Origin of the sequence: Brachyspira sp. (assembly GCF_050873525.1) — a bacterium.
Classification (GTDB): Bacteria; Spirochaetota; Brachyspiria; order Brachyspirales; family Brachyspiraceae; genus Brachyspira.
This window is the reverse complement of record NZ_JBNMIZ010000030.1, coordinates 1-17,307: the sequence shown is the minus strand read 5'-3', so window position 1 is coordinate 17,307 and position 17,307 is coordinate 1. Positions and strand designations below refer to the sequence as shown.

Genomic DNA, 17,307 nt, shown 5'->3' with positions numbered 1-17,307 from the left:
TTTTTTCATAATTTATTTATAATATATTATTTCATAAAATAATCAATAAAAAACGGAGATATAATTGAATATTAAATTAATCGCAATATTATTTCCAGCGCTTTTAATTTCTTTTTTTATTTATTCATGCAAAAAAGAAGAAGATAATTTACTTGAAGATATGGTTTATTTGGATAAATCTTATATTGAAACTCTGCTCGACATTAGAAATAATCAAAATATAAAACAGAGTATTGAAAGATTTATGATTGATTGGAATAGTTTTAAGAAAAAATATTATAATATAAACGAAGAAGACCCGCAATGGAAAACCGATTTCGACACTTTGCGCGACATATTAATAAGCTCTCATTATTATATAGTCAGAGGCGAGGACGAAGGCGCGGGCTATTTGATATTTCATGATATTAAATATGTTTTGTCCGATTTGAGAAAGCGAAATAATGTAAATTGGTTTTTCGATAATTTGAACGCGATTTATAAATTGAGTTTTAGACTCGGAGAATTGTCGAAAGTTTATTCGGTTGGAAATGTTTTTATAACTCCCGAAGAAAAAGAAAAACTTATTACTGTTTATAATTTGCTTAATTTGGCAATAGAAAATACTACTAACGAATTCGATAAAAGCAATATTTATTTACTTAAATTGAATCAAGCTAGATTTGAAGCGATAAGACATAATATTAATGTTATAAATAATTTGGGACAGTCTATAGAAAGAGAAATTGCAGCAGATAATTTTAAGAATATTACAGATATATGCAATAATATTTTGAATATTTATTTTAATACTCTTCAAATAATGAAATAATTAATTAATGAAATAATAAAAGGCAAATTATATGAAAGGATTTTTAATCGTAAATAAACCAGCGGGCATAACTTCTTTTGACGCCGTAAAAAAAGTAAAAACGATTTTAAGAGAAAAGAAAATTGGACATGTCGGAACTCTGGACCCTTTTGCCGAAGGAGTTTTAATACTTGCTTTGGGAAGATATACGAAATTATTTTTTTTATTTGACGATATGCCGAAAGAATATATAGCCGTTGGAGTTTTCGGGGAAAGCAGAGATACGGATGATATTAACGGAAATATTTTAAAAGTTTCTGATAAAAAAAATATTTTGAGTTTTAGCGAACTTGAAAATATTATTAAGAAAAATTTTTACGGAAATATAATTCAAAAACCGCCTATTTACAGCGCAAAAAGAATCAACGGACAGCGAGCTTATAATATGGCGAGAGAAAATATTGATTTTGAAATTAAAAGCGTCAATGTTTGCGTGAACGAGATAGAATTATTGGAATATGATTATCCTTTTTTTAAAATCAAAACTTCCGTTAGCAAGGGAACTTATATAAGAGCGATTATAAGAGATATTGGCGAGATAACGGGAAATTTTGCCTATACTAAAGAATTGCATCGAACGGCTATTGGAAATTTTACGATAGATAAAGCGCTCGATTTAAATGATATTTCAAATAAAAATATATTGTCTTTTTTTGATATGTTTGAAAATATCGATAAAAAAATTATAGAAAATGAAAATTATATAAAACAAATTTTTTGCGGTAATACAAAAATGATTGAAAATATTAATTTTAAAAATAAATATTTGGCTTTGACTGATAAAGAAAATAATTTAATCGCGTTAATAGAAAAAGAAAATATAAACAAAAAAAATAAAAATATATTCGCGTTTATTAATTCGTGAAATTATTTTAAGGATTTTAAAATGAAAAAAATTATTATTATTCTCGCTTCAAGAATCGGTTCTACAAGGCTTCCTCAAAAGGCTTTGAAACCTATGGCAAATTGCAATTCTATGCTCGAGCTTATTATAAAAAGATTAAGAAGTTCCAAAAAAGCTAACGATATTATTGTGGCGACTGAAGAAAAATCATTTAATTCGTTTAAAAATATTTTTGAAAAACTTAAATGCGATTATTTTATCGGAAGCGAAAACGATGTTTTGGACAGATATACAAAAGCCTCCGAAAAATTTAACGGAGATATTATAGTGAGAGCTACGGGAGATAATCCGCTTGTAAGTATAAAAGCTCTGGATATGATAGTCGATTATCATATAAAAAATAACGCCGATTTGAGTCATTATGATTTACTTCCCTACGGCAGCGGAGTTGAAGTTATAAATTACGAAGCTTTGAAATATGCAAACGATAATTCAAATGATTCTTTCGAGCATGAACATATTACTCAATTTCATTATAGAAACGCGGATAAATTTAAAATTGAAAATCCGAAAGTAAGCGAAGAATTTGCCATGCCAGAATTAAGAACCACAGTCGATACGATGGAAGATTATAAAAATATTTGCGCTTTATTTGAAAAATATAATAACGATATTTATATTGATATTGACAAAATTATTAAAGATTTAAAAAATATTTAGAAAATAAAAAATGAATAATTATTATATTTATATAATTCTATGCGAAAACGATTCTTTTTATACGGGAATCACAAACGATTTGATAAAAAGATTTAGCAAACATAAAAATGGAAAAGGAGCGCATTATACTAAAATCAATAAACCTTTAAAATATTTGTCGGTTTGGGAAGCGGAAAATGTAAAATCGGCTTTAAGAATAGAATATTATATAAAAACGCAATCTAAAAAAATAAAAACTTTATTTGTAGAAAATAATAAATTACTAACGATATATTTTAATAAAGATAAAAACGAAGATATTAAAATTAAAAGTATGAATAAAAATAAACTTAATAAAATAAATAAAATCTTAAACGAAGAAAGCAAAAAATAAACCGCTTTTTGGGATGAACAAAGCGGCTTATTACAAATATAGTTATTGGGGGGTAGTCCAATCAACTATATATATTATCGTATTGGATTTTATTAAACTTTAATAATTTTATAATAAATTTACGGCGAAATATTTTTTATATTAATCTACTTGATTATAAACAAAAAATATTGTATAATTTATTTTAAAAATTAAGTTAAACAGGAGTATATTTTATGAATAACGATATATTGGCAGCCGTTCAAATAATGTTTATAGGTATAGGCGTTGTCGCGTTGTTTCTGATTATATTGGTTTATGTAATGAAATTTGTAAGCGTAATCGTGGCGCAAGTAAACAAAATAATGCCGCCTCCAGAAGAAGCGATTTCGTCCGTTCCCGTTCAATCGGCAAGCGCGGATAAAACGAAGGCTATAGCGATAGCTTTGGCTCATATACATAGCAATAAAAAGTAATAAAATATAATTTCAATTAAATTTTCAAGGAGAAATTAAATAATGTCAAAAAAAGAAATTAAATTTATGATAACGGCGTTTAGAGACGGCTTTCAATCCGTTTACGGTGCGAGAGTTTTATCTAAAGATTTTATGCCCGCCGTTGAGGCTTTCGTAAATGCGGGAGTTAAATATTTTGAATCGGGCGGAGGAGCAACATTTCAAAGCGCTTTTTTCTATAATAATGAAAACGCTTTCGATGTTATGGATTCTTTCAGAAAAACCGTAGGTCCCGATGTAGATTTACAGACTTTGGCGAGAGGCGTTAATGTTGTCGGACTCGAATCTCAGCCGAGAGAGATGATTAAATTGCATGCCGATTTATTCAAAAAACATGGAGTAACGACAATTAGAAATTTTGACGCTTTAAATGATGTAAACAATTTGATTTATAGCGGAAAATGTATAAAAGAAGCGGGACTCAAACATCAAGTATGCGTTACTATGATGGCTCTTCCTCCGGGATGTAAAGGCGCTCATGATTCTGAATTCTATGCGAAAGTATTGAAACAGATTATGGATAATGTGGAATACGATTCAGTATGTTTTAAGGACGCTTCTGGAACTACGACTCCTCAAGTGGTTTACGATACGGTTAAAGAAGCAAGAAAATTACTCGGAAGCGATGTTCGTATTCAAGTTCATAGCCATGAAACAGCGGGAATAGGAGCTTTGCAATATAAAGCGGCTATAGAAGCTGGAGCGGATTATATCGATTTATCTTTAGCTCCAGTATCGGGCGGAACATGTCAAACTGATTTGATAGTTATGTGGCATGCTTTAAGAGGAACGGATTATTATTTCGATATAGATATTGATAAAATAAGAGACGCTGAAGAAGTATTTAAAGACTGCATGAAAGATTATTTCTTGCCTCCTGAAAGCAGAACTGTAGAGCCAATGATTCCTTTTGCACCAATGCCCGGCGGAGCTTTGACAGCTAATACTCAAATGATGCGCGATATTAATGTTATGAACAGATTCCCTGAAGTTATTAAAGCTATGACGGAAGTGGTTGAAAAAGGCGGATTTGGAACTTCAGTAACTCCAGTGTCTCAATTCTATTTTCAACAGGCTTTCAATAATGTAATGCAAGGAGCTTGGAAAAAAATTGCGGACGGATACGGTAAAATGGTTTTGGGTTATTTCGGTAAAACTCCAACGACTCCAGACGCGGAAATAGTTAAAATTGCAAGCGAGCAGTTAGGATTAGAACCTACAACGGAACTTGCGATGGATATTGACGATAAAAACCCTAAAAAAGGCAGAAAAGCGGCGGAACAAGCTCTTAAAGACGCGGGAATTAACGATTTATCCGATGAAAATGTATTTATAGCGGCGGCTTGTAAAGAAAAAGGAATTCAATTCTTAAAAGGCGAAGCTAAACTCGGAATAAGAAAGAATGCTGGAGGAGACGGCGTTAAAGCTACAAGCAACGAAGTAACGGTAACGGTTGGCGGTTCAAGTTATGGAATAAAAATTGAAAACGGAAAAGCGATAGTTGACGGCGTAAGCTACGATTATACTATCAAAGACGGCATCTCTCAAACGGCATCCGCGCCAAGTCAAGCCTCTTCAGGCGGAGCTGCTACTCCAATAACTGCGGGACTTCCTGGAACAGTAGTAAAAATAGTATCTCCAGTAGGAACTCAAGTGTCGGACGGAACTACGATATTGATTGTAGAAGCCATGAAAATGGAAGTAGAAATAAAATCTTCAGTTTCTGGTTCGGTTAAAGAGATTAAAGTTAAACCCGGCGATTCGATTGTTGCGGGACAAGAATTGGCTATTGTCGGTTAATTTGGCGTGAATGAAGATATTTGATTTAGAAAGGAGAAAAGACAAATGATAAAGAAAATATTTTTTGTATTTACGCTTATATTTATAACGACTTCGATTTTATTGCCTCAAGAAAATCCCGTATTTATTTCGGATGAAAATAATTTGGAAAATACGAATATTATAGAAAATACCGAAGAAACTACGGAAAAACTCGATATTAAAGAATCGATTATTTCGCTTTTGAGAAATACTGCTTTCGGCGGATTTTTTCCTAAAAGCGAAGAGGATATAGAAAAAGATAGAATCAAAGAAGAAAAAAGCATTCAGGAAAAATACGAAATCAAACTGCATGATATTCAAATAAAAAAAGTTCCTCTATGGCAAAATCTTATAATGATTTTTGTAGGATTGGTTTTGATATACTTGGCTATCGCAAAAGGTTTCGAGCCTCTGCTTTTGATTCCAATCGGTATGGGCGGAATTTTGGCTAATATACCAGTCGCTAATATTGCGGCTATTCCAGTGGTTCAGGTTATAAATAATATTCCCGTTACTTTAAGTGCGGGAGGATTTTTAGGGCAGGTTTACACTTTCGGTATAGAAGCGGGTTTATTTCCGTTGTTTATATTTATGGGAGTCGGAGCTATGACGGATTTCGGTCCTCTTATTGCAAATCCTAAAACGGCATTACTTGGAGCTGCCGCTCAAATAGGAATATTCGGAACATTGCTTGGAGCTATGCTTTTGTCGGCTTATGTTCCCGTTATAACATTTACTTTAAGAGACGCCGCTTCAATCGGAATAATCGGAGGAGCGGACGGTCCGACAGCCATATTTACGGCTTCAAAATTGAGTCCGAGTTTACTTGGAGCGATTGCCGTTGCCGCTTATTCTTATATGGCTTTAGTTCCTATAATTCAGCCTCCTATAATGAAACTTTTGACAACGGAAGAAGAACGAAAAATAGTAATGAAACAGCTTCGTCCCGTAAGTAAGAGAGAAAAAATTATTTTCCCGCTTACCGTTATTATATTAATCGCTTTGCTTTTGCCCGATGCCGCTCCTCTTATCGGCGCTTTGATGTTTGGAAATTTGATAAGAGAATCTGGCGTTACGGAAAGACTTTCAAAAACCGCTCAAAACGAATTTATAAATATAGTTACGATTCTTTTGGGATTGTCGGTTGGAAGTAAATTAGCCGCCGAAAAATTCTTAAGATTTGAAACTATAGGAATATTGGTTTTGGGACTTGTCGCTTTTTCTATGGGAACTGCGGGAGGAGTTTTGCTCGCTAAATTAATGAATCTTTTTAGCAAAGAAAAAATTAATCCTCTTATAGGAGCCGCGGGAGTTTCTGCCGTTCCAATGGCTGCAAGAGTTGCAAATAAAGTTGGACAGGAATCTAACCCTCAAAATTTCCTTTTGATGCATGCAATGGGTCCGAATGTATCGGGAGTTATCGGTTCTGCCGTTGCCGCTGGAGTTTTGCTTGCAATATTAGGATAATTTAAATTTATAATTAGGATAAGAAAAAAATATAAAATAAAATTAAAAAATAAATAAAAAATTTTTAAGGAGAAAAAAATGACTACATTAATTAAAAAATACAACGATGCGAGAGTTTATTTGATTAACGATGCAAGTATGGTTCAAAAAATGGCGCTTTCAATACTTTTTGCCGTTATTTTAGCCGTTGCATCTCAAATAAAAATATTTCTCTCTTTCACGCCCGTGCCAATCAATCTCGGAACATTTGCCGTATGTATGGCGGGAATGACTTTAGGCGGTTTCTGGGGATTTATTTCGGTTGCAATATATATTTTAGCAGCAGCCGTTGGACTTCCCGTTATTGCTGGCTCTAACTTTTTGGGAGCGACTACAGGATATATAATAGGTTATTCGATTTGCGCTTTCGCTTTGGGAAAATATACGGAAAAAGGCGATATAAAAAAATATAGTTTTATAAAGACTTCAGCCGTTTTATTCATATTCCAAATAGCAATTATTCATATATGCGGTATGATAGGCTTATATATATGGTCCGCTTCAACGGGTTCGCCTTACACTCTTACGGAAGTTATAATGAAAGGAACTGTTCCGTTTTTACTTACCGACAGTATAAAAGCTATGGTTCTTTCGTTATCAATGGGCTTTATTCTTAAGAAATAAGAAATTCATGAAACTTTAATTTTAGGGGAGGTTAAAAGCCTCCTCTTTTTTATTTTAAACTGTTGACAAAAAATTCAAATTATTTTTTATTCGTCATTCGCTCTGCGTCCCTGCGGGAACGAGGTGTTAGCCGAAGTAATCTAATTAGAATTCATTAACATTTCTAATAACAAGTGGCTTCAGCACCTTGCATGCTTTTCTCACCAACGGCGGGCTTTAGCCCGAAGTAATCCAGAGAAAAGAAATTGTTATTATGTATAGATTGCTTCACTCCGTTCGCAATGACAGATTAATTAAAAATTGCAATGACGATATATTTAAAAAAAATTTATTTAAACCGTTGACATAAATTTAAAAAGATTGTATAAATTAAAAATAATTTATTAAATATTTAAATTAATTGTTGACATTATTTTTAAAATATTGTATAATAATTTTTAATTAAATTAGTTGACAAATTTTTAAAAATATTATATAATTTGAAAATATTTAATTAGAATTATTTAGAATTAGAAATTAATTAAAGAGAGGCTTAAATGAGTATCAATGCACTTGCAACGTTACGTTACGTTACGTTACGTTACGTTACGTTACGTTACGTTAACCTATTCATTTAAACTTTCTCGGCTTTTCTATTGCAAAAATCTTTCCACTAAATCATTTTATATTTTATCTGCGCTTTGCGGATATTTTGGTTTCGATAACTTATTGGGAAAAAAGAAGAAACCCGATTTTGTTATAAATAAAAAATTTTTTCATCAAGGAGTAAGAAAATGAAAAACATCAAAAAAATTCTTCTAATTATGGCAATGACGATGGCGCTCGGAACATCGGCATTTGCGGCAAGCGGTTTCGAGTTTATTTTGAATGTGCCTTTTGGAATTAACTATAGTATTCCTACCAAAGATTTAGGATTGAAAGGTTCTATAGGCTATGATATTGGAGTTGATGCTCAATTAGGCTATATGATTCAAGTGTCAAGCGGATTTGGAATAAGCGTATTGGCTGATTTGGGTTATAGCGCCGATTGGTATAATTATTCCGCTGGCACAAGTGTAACGGCAGATAGCAGTAATCCTGACGAACTTGGAGTGCAAGCAACGGAGAGTTTTATTGTATTCAATTTCCATAGTTTCAAATTAGGATTATTGCCTAAATTCAATATCGGCGTTGGCAGTAGAGGAGCATTATCCGTTGGAATAGGCGGAGGAGTTAAAATTCCTATAGCTGGTAAAATAGCGCTTCCTAATAATGCAGGAGGAGATATGAAGAGACAAGACATAGTAGATTTTTTCTCTCCTTCCGTTATTGGATATGTAAAAGCAACTTTAGATTATTCGCTTTTCTTTACAGATAATATAGCAATGAATTTTGGCTTATATTTGGGCGGAGATATTGGACCTAAAATTAAAGAAGTAAAAATTGGCGGAAACGCTTTTGATTTCGGGCTTCAGTTAGGATTTAGATTTGGACCGAAAGCGTAAAAAATCTTTTTCAATTAAAATATAATTCTAATTCACACATTCAAGCACGGGCGAGGTTAAGACTTCGTCCGTTGTTTTTTTAAATTCGTCATTGCGAGATTTATTTATAAATCGAAGCAATCCAAATAAAATAGATTACTTCGGCTAACGCCTCGTAATGACAAAATTGCACCGTCATTTCAATATTATTTATCCCGTCATTGCGAGGGCTTTAGCCCGAAGCAATCCAAATATAATTAAATTTCTTTTTTGTGGATTACTTAGCTCACCTCTGTGTGCCGTTGGCAATCGCTCGTAATGACGACTAAAAGATTATCATTACAAGCCGAACTAACTGAATGCGTGGCAATATATTTTTTGAATTGCGCTTTTTATTTCAAGCAAAAGCCAGTATATTTTTCTATATACCCAATCGGATTATAAGATAATTTTGCTTTTCTAAGTCCCAAATCGCCGACATCCTGCTCTCTGTTTACGAATTTAAATCTTTCGTCTTTATTGTTTTCTAAAAAAAGTTTATTTATTGCCTGATAGCTCCCTTTGTAATCTCTGTCGCCGCGCTCCGAATGAACAACCATAGTGTCTCTTAAACTCAAATCGCCAATACTGTAGGCTCTCACTTTTCCGTCTATATAAATAACTCCGCCGACTATAAAGTTAATATTATCCCAGTAATCGAGCAAAGTTTTTATCATGAGAATATCCGCTTCCGCCCTTATTTCATGCATGAGCAATTTATAGCCGTCAAAAGTTTCGCAGTCTTCCGTTGCCATAGCGTTTGCGAAATTATTTTGCATCTCGTCCATTTCCCATTTATTTTCAAATTCAAATATTTCTTTAACCATGCTTCTGTCAATCGGTTTGTATTCAAAATTATTTTTAATAAACTGATTATAAAGATTTTTTTTGTTATGGAATTTTCTTCCGCTCAAATTCATTAATTCGTTATAATCGTATAAATATTCCCATTCGTCTCTGCTTTCTTTTATCTTTATATTTACTTTTTCTTCCCAGTGTTTCGCAAGCTCTTTCGGAACTCTTATTATACTTTCGTTTTCTCCAATCATATCGCATAAACAGTTTTCTTTACAAAAATTATGTTTAAACCAATCTCCCACAGGCGCCCAGTAAATAGTGTAGGGCGAGCGCTGTCTTATCCAAACCAAATCTTCCGTAAAAGCCCATTCGAGCATATATATATCTTTAAGCCCGAATAAATTTATAAATGTATAATCCGCCGACTGAACGGGAGTTATCGAAAAATATTTATGATATAATTCTTGTTTTTCTAATGTTATAGGTTCAAAATTAAGCATAGATTATCCTTTTGTTTTTATTTTTTTATTTTTTCTAATAAATCTTTTTATTCTCTTTAAAAAATCGCCTTTGCCGTTTTCGTCTTTAAGTATATATTTTAACATAAATCTTAAATACGGATGATAAATATACATGGTTTCTTTTATAGTCATTTTAGTTTTGGCGTTTTCGTAATTTTCAAGAATATAAGTCCATAAAGTAACGCCTTCGTCTTCCGATTTAAATATTGATATTTCCGAAATTTCTTCTTTTTCAATTCTGCGAACTTCCGTTAATTCCTGATAGACTTTTCTTTTTTTATAAGTTTGCATTATTTTTATTTTTCCGTTTCCAATTCTTTCCGTTTGAACTTGAAATAAATATTTTACCCAAAGCGGATAATTTTTATAATCCGTCAAAAGTTCGAATAATTCATTTTTTGCGATATTTAGAATTTGTTTTTTTTCTTTTGTGAATGACGGAGGAATTCTTTTTCCCAAAATTGACGGAGCGATTAGCATTATTCCCATCAATATTAATGGCATTATTATGAATATTGGAACTATATAAAGCATTATTTTCCTTATTTTTGCCTTTATTTAGCCGTTTTAAGACTTTTTTCTTAAAATTTTGCTTGTAAAAAATTTGCTATTTTTTTTAATATATGTTAATATTATACCATATTAAAAATTAAATAAAAGGGTCTGTAGCTCAGATGGTTTAGAGCGTTCGACTGATAATCGAAAGGTCGGTGGTTCAATTCCTCCCAGACCCAAACGGATTCTTTTAATAGATTTTTAAGAATTTGAATTCGGGGGTTTAGCTCAGTTTGGGAGAGCGGCTGTTTTGCAAGCAGTAGGTCGTGGGTTCGATCCCCATAACCTCCACATTGAAAACGATTTTTAAGATATTGAAAAATATTTTAAAAGTCGTTTTATTTTTTTCGATATTATTATAAACATTAAAAATATTTTTTAAGGAGAAAAATTATTATGAATAGAAAATTTTTATTATATGTTTTTATTATTCTTTCTTTATTCGTTTTTCAAAATGTTTCGGTTTATCCTTTGAACCAGGATGAAGAAACTCTTTTGGACGCTTCGATTTTCGGAGACGATGATATTGTGGAAAAAATATTGGAGAAAAATATTGATATTAATATTCAAGACGATGTGGGAAATACCGCTTTAATTTTAGCCGCTATGGAAGGACATACAAAAGTAGTCGCTTTACTGCTTCAATCGGACGCGGACAAATCAATCGTAAATAAGCATGGAAAAAACGCTTTATTTTACGCGAGACAAAAAAATCATAGAAATATTATTAGATTATTGGAATAGTTTTTATTTTTATAAAGAATAAAAAGGCATCGTGATTAAACGCGATGCCTTAAAAAATTATTCTAACAATTTTATTTCTATAAATTATTGTTTTGTCAAATTACAATTCATAGTTGTCCACTTGCCAGAATTACCCCAAAATGCATAATAATCAACAGAGCAACTTGAAGCGTTATCAAATTTAATTGTTCCAGTATATCCATTCACATAACTATCAGTCAAGAGTTCCCCATCTCTGTAAAATGATGTTTGAGTAATTTTAACGGTATAAGGATATTCAAAATTGTTCTCAATTTTTCCAGTATAAGTATAAGTGTATTTACTCCTTGTATAATATTCGCTGCAAAATAAAGTTATATTGCCGTTATTATCAATAGATAAATCACAATATGCATACCAATAGACTTGTCTGCCCCAATTTCCTTCAAGTTCATGTTTTTCAGTTGGTGGTTCATCTGGATTGTGTTTTGATTTGCAGCTAATTGAAAATAATAATATAAATAACGCTATTAAAGATACAATTTTAGCACTTGACTTGACTTGACTTGACTTGACTTGACTAACGAATTTACAGTAAATTTTGTTATTTTTCATTTTTTGCCTCCAATAAATTTATTTAAGGTATTTATATTATAATAAATTTTTTATTATTTGTCAAGCGTTTAATCAAAAAAAAATTTAATCGTCATTGTAAAAAGCTATAGTCATTGCGAGCGATAGCGTAGCAATCCACTATTAATAAAGTTAAATTTCAAAGTCAAATTTTATTTAAGTGGATTACTTCGGACTTTGTCCTCATTCCCTGCGGGACGCCTTCGGCGAATGACAGCGTAAAAAATCGTCATTGCAAGTTGTTAAAAAAATTATAAAAAATTTATATAAGTTCGTTCTTTATAAGAAATTCCCTAACGACATCTTTAGGGTCTCTCTGCAATTCGTCCACTTGATAATTCAATTCTATCATAGTTTCTTCGTCAAGCAAATTGCCAAGTCTTTCTAAAATCTCCGCAATTTTAGGATATTTATTTAAAGTTTCCGCTCGGATAAATGGAACGGCATAATACGGAGGAAAGAATTTTTTATCGTCTTCCAAAGTTATAAGAGAGAATTTTTTTAAAAGTCCGTCCGTAGAAAAAGCCGTTATAACATCGACTTCTTTTGAATCCAAAGCTATATATCTCGGAGCATCGTCTATCGCGACATAATCGTTAAACGACAGAGAATAAATATTCGTAAGTCCGATTATTCCGTCCGCTCTGTTCATAAATTCCAAAGTTCCGCAAAATCTTAAATCTCTCGAAGCCGTTCGCATATCGCTAATATTTTTAATATTATATCTTTTTTGAGTGTCTTCTCTTATGGCGATAACATAAGTATTATTGAAATTAAAAGGCGCTAATGTTTCGATATTATATTTGCTCTTCATATCTTTTTTTACTTGTCTATATACAAAATCGGCATCGTTTGTCGGAGTATAATTAAGAAGACTTGCAAACATTGTTCCCGTATAATCGACATATAAATCGACATCTCCTCTATCCAAAGCCTGAAAAACTATTTGAGTTCCGCCCAAAGCGAGTTTTCTTTCGACTATTAAATCGGTATTCGCTTCTATCAAATCGGAAACCATATTTCCTAATATAACCTGTTCGGTAAACATTAAAGATGATACCGTTATACTTTCTTTTTTATTTCTAGTTAATTTTATTATTTGAGTTCCTATTATAATTAAAGTAATAGCGGCGACAACATATATAATAATTTTTTCTCTCTTTCTTTTTTCTTCAAGTTCTTTTCTTTTTATTATTTCCGTTGCCTGCAAACTAATCGGAGTAACAAGTCTTTCTATTATTGAAAATATATAATCTACAAATAACGCTAGCAGACATGCGGGAATTGCCCCAGCAAGTATTTGATAATTATTAATCGTTCTTATACCAGCAAATACGAGATAGCCCAATCCTCCAGCGCCGACATAAGCCGCTATAGTCATTAAACCGACAGAAGTAACCGCCGAAACTCTTATTCCCGCCATTATAACGGGCAGAGACAAAGGAACTTGTATTTTAAATAATACTTGAGTTTTTGTTAATCCTATTCCTTTTGCCGCTTCTATTATTTGAGGACTTATATTTGAAAGTCCCGTATATGTGTTTTTTATTATTGGAAGCAAAGAATATAAGATAACCATGAATATCGCGGGAGCCGAACCTATTCCAAGTATGGGAATCGAAATTCCCAAAAGCGCCATACTCGGGATAGCCTGTATTATATTTGCAAATCCTAAAATCGGTTTATTTAATTTTTGAACATATTTTATTAATATTCCGAGAGGAACGCCGAGCATTATTGAAAATATTACCGCAAATGCAGTTAATCTAATATGCTGAAATAAAAGATTTAATATTTCCGCTCTCTGTTCTATTATATAGATTAAGAATTCCGAAATTATATTCAAAAGTTAATCTCCTTAATCTCTTCTTTAATAAATTTCTGATTTAATATTGCGACAAGTTCGTTTTGAGTTATTATTCCTATTATTTTATTTTTTTCGTTTACCACATATAAACTTCCCGCTTTATTTTCTTCCAATACTTTCAAGACGGATGTTATATTTTCGTCATATTTAATTTTAGGTATTTTTCTATATTTTCCTCTATTCGCTATCAAAGTAAAAAATCCCGTTATTCCGTTATTTTCGTTTATATTTGCCATTATATCTTCCGCTCTTATATATTCTGGATTATCCCAAATTCTATTTTTGCCAACAAAAGATTCCACATATTCGTTTTCTGGTTCTTTTAAAATTTTTTCGGGTTCGTCAAATTGAATTATCTCTCCGTCTTTCATTAAACATATTTTATTTGAAAGTTTCAAAGCTTCGTCCATATCATGCGTGACAAATACTATGGTTTTATTTAATTTCGACTGCAATGTTAAAAGTTCGTTTTGCAAATCCGTTCTCGTTATCGGGTCGAGCGCGCTAAAAGGTTCGTCCATCAAAACTATATCCGTATCGTTTGCGAAAGCTCTTGCCACTCCGATTCTCTGCTGCTGTCCTCCGCTCAATTCGGAAGGGTATCTATTCAAATATTCTTCTGGATTCAAATCTACCATATTCATAAGTTCGATTGTTCTTTTATATATATCATCCGAATTCTTTTTTTCAAGTTTCGGTATAATTTCAATATTGTCTTTGATTGTCATGTGAGGAAATAAGCCGTTTTGCTGTATAACATATCCCATGTTTCTTCTTAAAGTTATAGGGTCCTTATCGTATATATTTTCGCCGTTTATATAAATTGCCCCCGAAGTCGGTTTTATAAGCCTGTTAATCATTTTTAATAGAGTAGTTTTCCCGCAGCCGCTCGGTCCGATTATCGATACAAATTCGCCTTTTTCTACTTTGAATGAAATTGATTTTAAAACGGTATGATTTTTATATCTTTTAGTGATATTTTCTACTTTTATCATAGTTTACCCCTAAAAAGAACTTTATTATTATATTATACTATTTTCAAATAATTTCAAGCCTAAAATACGATTTATATTATAAAAATATTTTTAAAGAATAAAAAAGACACTGCAATTAAGCAATGTCTTTTGTAATTTATTTTTCAATTTTAATATATTACCACCATGGCAATGTCTTCCATATTTCTTCTTTTGTTTGACTAACTATATCCGATATTTTTTGTATATTAGCGCTAGTTGTTGTTTGTTTGTGCAGATTTCCATCATTTCTAATAGCGTTAGTAATATTAAACTCACAATTTGTAGCGTTATTAAATGTAATTGTTCCAGCATCCCAAAAGCTATAATGAGTTACATTTGTTACGATTAATTTTATAGTATAAGGATAGCTATCGAAAGTCTCGGCAACTTTTCCACTATAAGCGCTTCCATTATAAAAAGTCGTTCCCGCATAATATTTAAATATTATATCGCCATCATCAAAAACATAAATATATTTACCATTATAATTAGCATTAGAATTAGAATAAGTTCCCACAAGTTCGGCTCTTGAATGTTTTTCAGGTTCTTGTTTTGGTTTGCAGCTAATTGAAAATAATAATATAAATAATGCGATTAAATATACAATTTTAGCACTTGACTTGACTTGACTTGACTTGACTTGACTTGACTTGACTTGACTTGACTAATGAATTTACAGTAGTTTTTGTTATTTTTCATTTTTTGCCTCCAAAAATTTATTTAAGGTATTTATATTATAATAAATTTTTTATTCTTTGTCAAGCGTTTAAGCGAAAAAATTTAATCGTCATTGTAAAAAGCTATAGTCATTGCGAACGAAGTGAAGCAATCCACTATTAATAAAGTTAAATTTCAAAATCAAATTTTATTTAAGTGGATTACTTCGCTACCGCTCGTTCCATAGGCTAAAGCCCACAGAGTGCAGGACGCCTTCGGCGAATGACAATAAAAAGCATAGCATTTTAAAATAAAATACTATGCCTTTTTATTATAAATTTTCAACTTTAATTTTTTAAAGTAGATTTTCTTCCGTTTCTTTATCGAATATATGCATTTTGTCCATATCGAATTCCATATACGCTTTTTCGTCTCTTTTGAAATCGTCATTCGAGTTTATTCTTATCGTAATTTGAACTTCGCCTATATTCGAATATAAATAACTTTCTGAACCGACCATTTCTATTACATCGATTATCGCTTCTATATCGTTTTCGTTATTTTTTTCTTTATGCAATATTATATTTTCGGGTCTTATTCCTATAATAATTTCTTTTCCATTGTAAGAATCGTTTATTTTTCCCGCTCTGTTATTTGGAAGTTCCAATTTATATTTTCCGAATTCCGCTATCCATTTTTCGCCCGATTTTTCCAATTTAGCGTTTATAAAATTCATTTGCGGAGCGCCTATAAATCCCGCCACGAATAGATTATTTGGATGATTATATAAAGTTTTTGCGTCATCGACTTGCATTATATTTCCGTCTTTCATAACCACGATTCTCGTTCCCATAGTCATAGCTTCCACTTGGTCATGAGTAACATATACGAAAGTGGTTTGCAATTGTTTGTGAAGTTTAATAAGTTCCGTTCTCATTTGTATTCTTAATTTTGCATCAAGATTTGAAAGAGGTTCGTCAAGCAAAAATACGGAAGGATTTCTTACCATAGCTCTTCCAAGCGCGACTCTCTGCCTCTGTCCGCCCGATAAGGCTTTTGGTTTTCTGTCAAGAAGATGGGCTATATCCAAAACTTTAGCCGCCCATTCGACTCTTTTTTTAATTTCGTCTTTTGGAGTTTTTCTAAGTTCGAGTCCGAAAGCCATATTTTTATAAACGGACATATGCGGATATAAAGCGTAATTTTGAAAAACCATAGCTATATCTCTGTCTTTTGGCGCTACATCGTTAACGACTTTATCGCCAATGGAAAGTTTGCCGTCCGTTATCTCTTCGAGTCCCGCAATCATTCTTAAAGTGGTAGATTTACCGCAGCCCGAAGGTCCCACTAAAATAACAAATTCTTTATCTTCAATTTTTAAATTGAAATCTTTTACGACTTCCACATTGTTGTCGTAAACTTTTTTAATATGTTCAAAAGTTATACTTGACATTTATTAATCCTTTTTTATTTTATATGCTATATAGTATATAAATAATTATGTGTTTGTCAATATTATTATAATTTATCTTTTTACCATTCTAAAATCTAAATTTTTTGGCGCTTTTTCTTCGATTCTAACTTTCTTTACCAATTCGCTGCTAAATTCAATATTTTCTTTTTCAGATTTTAATTTTGCAATATATTCAAAATAAATATCAAGCAAATAATTTTCGCCTTCTCTAATGGTTATTTGTTCGATATTAAATATATTTTCAAGTTTTTTATATTCTTTTTTCTCTAAATAAGCTCTTGCCGCAAATACTGAAGTTTTTTCATTTTTATTATATTTTTCATATATAG

The 17,307-nt window shown here is 31.7% G+C and carries 18 protein-coding genes and 2 tRNA genes; 12 read left to right on the top strand and 8 right to left on the bottom strand.

Translation table 11 applies throughout. The features are described 5' to 3' along the window. Positions 1–64 precede the first annotated feature (64 nt). From ACR0QS_RS03855 to ACR0QS_RS03815, 9 genes are all read left to right on the top strand, one after another. Entirely contained in the window at positions 65–811 is a 747-nt protein-coding gene (locus ACR0QS_RS03855; protein WP_432632125.1) for a hypothetical protein, read from the top strand. A 31-nt stretch (positions 812–842) separates the two neighbouring features. Beyond that, on the top strand, positions 843–1,715 hold the full coding sequence (gene truB / locus ACR0QS_RS03850; protein ID WP_432632124.1) for a tRNA pseudouridine(55) synthase TruB: 873 nt from the start codon (positions 843–845) through the stop codon (positions 1,713–1,715). Positions 1,716–1,736: 21 nt separating this feature from the next. Then, on the top strand, positions 1,737–2,414 hold the full coding sequence (locus ACR0QS_RS03845; protein WP_432632123.1) for a cytidylyltransferase domain-containing protein: 678 nt from the start codon (positions 1,737–1,739) through the stop codon (positions 2,412–2,414). Between the two features lie 10 nt (positions 2,415–2,424). Further along, entirely contained in the window at positions 2,425–2,787 is a 363-nt protein-coding gene (locus ACR0QS_RS03840) for a GIY-YIG nuclease family protein (protein WP_432632122.1), read from the top strand. 215 nt (positions 2,788–3,002) lie between these two features. Next, a complete protein-coding gene (locus ACR0QS_RS03835) occupies positions 3,003–3,242 on the top strand; it encodes an OadG family transporter subunit (RefSeq protein ID WP_432632121.1) in 240 nt (79 codons plus the stop codon). Between the two features lie 42 nt (positions 3,243–3,284). Then, positions 3,285–5,081 (top strand): biotin/lipoyl-containing protein, encoded by a 1,797-nt coding sequence (locus ACR0QS_RS03830; protein ID WP_432632120.1) that lies wholly within the window; start codon positions 3,285–3,287, stop codon positions 5,079–5,081. Positions 5,082–5,126: 45 nt separating this feature from the next. Then, positions 5,127–6,569 carry a sodium ion-translocating decarboxylase subunit beta gene (locus ACR0QS_RS03825; protein WP_432632119.1) on the top strand — a complete coding sequence of 481 codons (1,443 nt, stop codon included), beginning with the start codon at positions 5,127–5,129 and terminating at the stop codon, positions 6,567–6,569. A 78-nt stretch (positions 6,570–6,647) separates the two neighbouring features. Continuing rightward, entirely contained in the window at positions 6,648–7,232 is a 585-nt protein-coding gene (locus ACR0QS_RS03820) for a biotin transporter BioY (RefSeq protein WP_432632118.1), read from the top strand. 773 nt (positions 7,233–8,005) lie between these two features. Then, the gene (locus ACR0QS_RS03815) at positions 8,006–8,716 is read left to right on the top strand and encodes a PorT family protein (RefSeq protein ID WP_432632117.1); all 711 of its coding nucleotides are present in this window, start codon (positions 8,006–8,008) and stop codon (positions 8,714–8,716) included. A gap of 371 nt (positions 8,717–9,087) precedes the next feature. Here the strand turns inward: ACR0QS_RS03815 and ACR0QS_RS03810 are convergent, their stop codons facing one another. Continuing rightward, complete coding sequence (locus ACR0QS_RS03810) at positions 9,088–10,032, bottom strand: DUF2156 domain-containing protein (protein WP_432632116.1); 945 nt, start codon at positions 10,030–10,032, stop codon at positions 9,088–9,090. Between the two features lie 3 nt (positions 10,033–10,035). Further along, the gene (locus ACR0QS_RS03805; RefSeq protein ID WP_432632115.1) at positions 10,036–10,587 is read right to left on the bottom strand and encodes an SRPBCC family protein; all 552 of its coding nucleotides are present in this window, start codon (positions 10,585–10,587) and stop codon (positions 10,036–10,038) included. Positions 10,588–10,712: 125 nt separating this feature from the next. Between ACR0QS_RS03805 and ACR0QS_RS03800 the strand changes: the two genes are divergently transcribed. From ACR0QS_RS03800 to ACR0QS_RS03790, 3 genes are all read left to right on the top strand, one after another. Next, a tRNA-Ile gene (locus tag ACR0QS_RS03800) sits at positions 10,713–10,787 on the top strand. A 38-nt stretch (positions 10,788–10,825) separates the two neighbouring features. Beyond that, positions 10,826–10,899 (top strand) — tRNA-Ala (locus tag ACR0QS_RS03795). Between the two features lie 105 nt (positions 10,900–11,004). Next, on the top strand, positions 11,005–11,352 hold the full coding sequence (locus ACR0QS_RS03790) for an ankyrin repeat domain-containing protein (RefSeq protein WP_432632114.1): 348 nt from the start codon (positions 11,005–11,007) through the stop codon (positions 11,350–11,352). 84 nt (positions 11,353–11,436) lie between these two features. Here ACR0QS_RS03790 and ACR0QS_RS03785 read toward each other — a convergent pair whose 3' ends face one another. From ACR0QS_RS03785 to ACR0QS_RS03760, 6 genes are all read right to left on the bottom strand, one after another. Continuing rightward, positions 11,437–11,946, bottom strand: coding sequence for a hypothetical protein (locus ACR0QS_RS03785; RefSeq protein ID WP_432632113.1), 510 nt, complete (start codon positions 11,944–11,946; stop codon positions 11,437–11,439). A 280-nt stretch (positions 11,947–12,226) separates the two neighbouring features. Beyond that, a complete protein-coding gene (locus ACR0QS_RS03780; RefSeq protein WP_432632112.1) occupies positions 12,227–13,810 on the bottom strand; it encodes a glycine betaine ABC transporter substrate-binding protein in 1,584 nt (527 codons plus the stop codon). Continuing rightward, positions 13,807–14,826 (bottom strand): ABC transporter ATP-binding protein, encoded by a 1,020-nt coding sequence (locus tag ACR0QS_RS03775; protein ID WP_432632111.1) that lies wholly within the window; start codon positions 14,824–14,826, stop codon positions 13,807–13,809. Before ACR0QS_RS03775 ends, ACR0QS_RS03780 begins: the two co-directional genes overlap by 4 nt. A gap of 157 nt (positions 14,827–14,983) precedes the next feature. Continuing rightward, on the bottom strand, positions 14,984–15,364 hold the full coding sequence (locus ACR0QS_RS03770) for a hypothetical protein (RefSeq protein ID WP_432632110.1): 381 nt from the start codon (positions 15,362–15,364) through the stop codon (positions 14,984–14,986). A gap of 495 nt (positions 15,365–15,859) precedes the next feature. After that, a complete protein-coding gene (locus ACR0QS_RS03765; RefSeq protein ID WP_432632109.1) occupies positions 15,860–16,957 on the bottom strand; it encodes an ABC transporter ATP-binding protein in 1,098 nt (365 codons plus the stop codon). A 72-nt stretch (positions 16,958–17,029) separates the two neighbouring features. Then, a partial coding sequence (locus ACR0QS_RS03760) for a hypothetical protein (RefSeq protein WP_432632108.1) occupies positions 17,030–17,307 on the bottom strand: 278 nt, incomplete at its 5' end.